General features: G+C 76.1%; 3 protein-coding genes. 2 read left to right on the top strand and 1 reads right to left on the bottom strand.

Annotation, left to right across the window (positions count from 1 at the left end):
• The first annotated feature begins 145 nt into the window (after positions 1–145).
• Entirely contained in the window at positions 146–397 is a 252-nt protein-coding gene (locus ABT122_RS33360; protein ID WP_351559910.1) for a hypothetical protein, read from the top strand.
• A gap of 15 nt (positions 398–412) precedes the next feature.
• On the opposite strand, the gene ABT122_RS33355 is transcribed toward ABT122_RS33360, so the two are convergent.
• The gene (locus tag ABT122_RS33355; RefSeq protein WP_351559908.1) at positions 413–1,369 is read right to left on the bottom strand and encodes an NAD(P)/FAD-dependent oxidoreductase; all 957 of its coding nucleotides are present in this window, start codon (positions 1,367–1,369) and stop codon (positions 413–415) included.
• Positions 1,370–1,467: 98 nt separating this feature from the next.
• Between ABT122_RS33355 and ABT122_RS33350 the strand changes: the two genes are divergently transcribed.
• Positions 1,468–3,105: an ABC-F family ATP-binding cassette domain-containing protein gene (locus ABT122_RS33350; RefSeq protein WP_351559906.1), complete on the top strand. Its 1,638-nt coding sequence runs from the start codon at positions 1,468–1,470 to the stop codon at positions 3,103–3,105.
• Positions 3,106–3,469 lie beyond the last annotated feature (364 nt).

Below are 3,469 nucleotides of genomic sequence, written 5' to 3'. Positions count from 1 at the left end.
GAGCGCCCGCCGGCTCCGCGCGCCCGCAACCGCCGGCCCGGTGCGCCGCGTCGAAGGGATCAGCCGGACCTGACGACGGGCCGGCGACGGCCGGTGCCGGGCCGGCCGGCACCGATCGACGCACCGCGAACCGGGGGAGCACCGCATGTCATTCCGCTGGAAGGCCGCCCCGGGCGTGGCCGCCACCCTGCTCGCCATCGTCCTCTCTGCCCTCTTCATCCTCTTCGTTCCGAACGGCTGGCTGATCCTGCTGCTCACCGTGGGTTTCGTGGGATTCCTGGCGGTCTGCTGGTTTCTGTCCCGACTGGAGTACGGGTCGTCCCACCGCCGCCCCCGCGAGCCCCGCCCGCCGTCGCCGGGGGACCGGGCCGAGGGCCCCCGCCCGCCGCTGCACTGACGGGCCGCCCCGCGCTCAGCCCTCCGGCACCAGATCCGCCGCCGCGCGGGCGCACCCCCAGGCCACTGTCACACCCGCGCCCCCGTGCCCGTAGTTGTGGATCACCACACCGCCGTCCGGCAGGTTCTCGCGCTCGATGCGCACCCCCGCCGGGCGGGCCGGACGCAGCCCCACCCGGTGGCCCAGGACACGGGCCGACGCCACCTCGGGCCACAGCCGGGCACAGCGCGCCACGATCGCCTCCGCCGTCGCGGGGACCGGTTCCAGACCCCACGCCCCCTCCTCGGCCGTGCCGCCCAGGATCAGCCGCCCCGGCTGCGGCAGCAGATAGGTGGTCCGCTCCGACGCCCCGTCCGCGAGGACGAACCACTCCGTCACCCCCGGGTTCTCCACCAGCACCAACTGGCCCCGGACCGGCCGCAGCCCCGCGTCGGACGCGAGCCGCCGGGCGCCGAGTCCCGCGCAGTTCACCACCGCGCCCGCCGACGCGGCGGCCTCGGCGAGCGAGCGCACCGGCCGCACCTCCACCGAGCCGCCCGCGGCCTCCAGCCGCCGCCGCAGCCACCCCAGGTGGGCCGGCATGTCCACGAGCGGCACCCTGGCCCGTACCCCCTCGGTGTGCCCGCCGGGCAGCTCACCGGGGCGCGCCGCCCGCACTCCGGCCCCGGCCGCCCACGGTCCGAGGCCCGCGAGCGGCTGCTCGGCCATCACCCCGGCGACCAGCCGCACCCCCGTCTCGTCCGGGCGCCGCGCGAACTCCTCGTACACCCGCAGCGTCGCCACCGACCAGCGGGCGACCTGCTCCCGGGGCTCGATCCGGTACGGCCACCACAGCCCGCCCGCCACCGACGAGGTCGTCCCCGCCGGCTCCTCGCGGGTCCTCACCCGCACCCGCCGGCCGCGCTCCGCCAGCACCACGGCGGTCACGAGCCCGCTGACCCCGCCGCCCACCACGATCACATCGCCGCTCATGAGGGGACCGTAGCGAACGCGCGCCGCCACGAGGAGGGCGCCGGCGGTCCCGGCGCCCGGCGGCCGGCCGGACGGGAGGCCCTAGAATCGGCGGTCTGATGACTGCCACTCTCGTCGCCAAGGATCTCGCCGCGGGCCACGGCGACCGCTCCCTCTTCACCGGGCTCGACCTCGTGGTCGCGCCCGGCGATGTGATCGGTCTCGTCGGTGTCAACGGAGCCGGGAAGTCCACGCTCCTGCGGCTCCTCGCCGGGCTCGAACGGCCCGAGCGGGGCGAGCTGAGGCTCTCCCCGCCCGCCGCGAGCGTCGGCCATCTGCCCCAGGAGCCGGAGCGCCGGCCCGGTGAGACCGTCCGGGGATTCCTCGCCCGGCGGACCGGCGTCGCCGACGCCCAGAGCGCCCTGGACGAGGCGACCGCCGCGCTGGTCGACGGCGCCCCCGGCGCGGACGACGCCTACGCCACCGGTCTGGAGCGCTGGCTCGCCCTCGGCGGCGCCGACCTCGACGAGCGCGCCGAGGAGACCGCGGCGGCACTCGGCCTCACCGTGGGCCTCGATCTGCCGATGACCGCCCTCTCCGGCGGCCAGGCGGCCCGCGCGGGCCTCGCCTCGCTGCTCCTCTCCCGCTACGACGTCTTCCTCCTGGACGAGCCCACCAACGATCTCGACCTGGACGGCCTGGACCGTCTGGAGTCCTTCGTCCGGGGGCTGCGCGCCGGTACGGTCGTCGTCAGCCACGACCGCGAGTTCCTCAGCCGCACGGTCACCAAGATCCTCGAACTCGACCTCGCCCAGCAGAGCGTCAGCGCCTTCGGCGGCGGCTACGAGTCCTATCTGGAGGAGCGGGAGCGGGCCAGGGCCCACGCCCGCGAGGAGTTCGAGGAGTACGCGGACCGGAAGTCCGCCCTGGAGGGCCGGGCCCGGATGCAGCGCGGCTGGATGGACAAGGGCGTCCGGAACGCGCGCCGCAAGGCGAGCGACAACGACAAGCACGTCCGCGCGTTCCGCGGGGAGACGAGCGAGAAGCAGGCGGCCAAGGCGCGCCAGACCCAGCGCATGATCGAGCGGCTCGACACCGTCGAGGAGCCCCGCAAGGAGTGGGAGCTGCGGATGGAGATCGCCGCGGCTCCGCGCTCCGGGGCGGTCGTGGCGACCCTGCGCGAGGCCGAGGTGCGGCGCGGGGACTTCCGCCTCGGGCCCGTCTCGCTCCAGATCGACTGGGCCGACCGGATCGCCATCACCGGGGCCAACGGCTCCGGCAAGTCCACCCTGCTCGCCGCGGTGCTGGGCCGGCTCCCGCTGGACTCGGGGGCGGCGTCGCTGGGGCCCGGGGTGGTGGTCGGGGAGATCGACCAGGCCCGGGGGCTGTTCCACGGCCCCGAGACCCTGCTCGACGCGTTCTGCGGGGCCGTCCCCGAGACGGAGCCGGCGGAGGTGCGGACCCTGCTGGCCAAGTTCGGCCTGAAGGCGGCGCATGTGCTGCGCCCGGCGACGACCCTCTCGCCGGGGGAGCGCACCCGCGCGGCGCTGGCGCTGCTCCAGGGGAGGGGGGTCAATCTCCTCGTCCTGGACGAGCCCACCAACCACCTCGATCTGCCCGCGATCGAGCAGTTGGAGTCGGCGCTCGACTCCTACACCGGGACGCTGCTGCTGGTCACCCACGACCGCCGCATGCTGGAGGCGGTCCACACCACCCGACGCGTCACGGTTTCGGCCGGGAGGCTCTCCGAGGGGTGAGCCCTGAGCGGGTCAGCGGGCCCGGGCCGCCGGGCTGCCCCGAGCCGGCCCACCTCGGCGTCTCCGGCGACTGGGCAGCACTGCGCGGGGGCGCCTGTGGTGCGGGGTCCGTCCTCAATCTCCCCCAGAGCTGCCTCTGGGAGGTGCCCCCGGACGGGCTGCGTTTGCTCAGCCCTGCCGGGGAGCCGAGGCGCACCACCCCGGACCCACCGGCGATTGGGCCGCCCACCCAAGCCCCTCCAGGCGAGCCGAGGCACAAGAACCAGCCCCTCCGGCGTTTGAGGAGCGGGGGTTCGGGGGCCGGCCCCCCACCCTGGCCCGCAGGGTGCGGGGTCCTGTGGAGCACGGGGCCTCCGCAAGCGCC

Origin of the sequence: Streptomyces sp. NPDC001985 (assembly GCF_040296845.1) — a bacterium.
GTDB lineage: Bacteria > Actinomycetota > Actinomycetes > Streptomycetales > Streptomycetaceae > Streptomyces.
The sequence above is the reverse complement of the archived record's forward strand: the minus strand, read 5'-3'. Positions and strand labels throughout refer to the sequence as shown.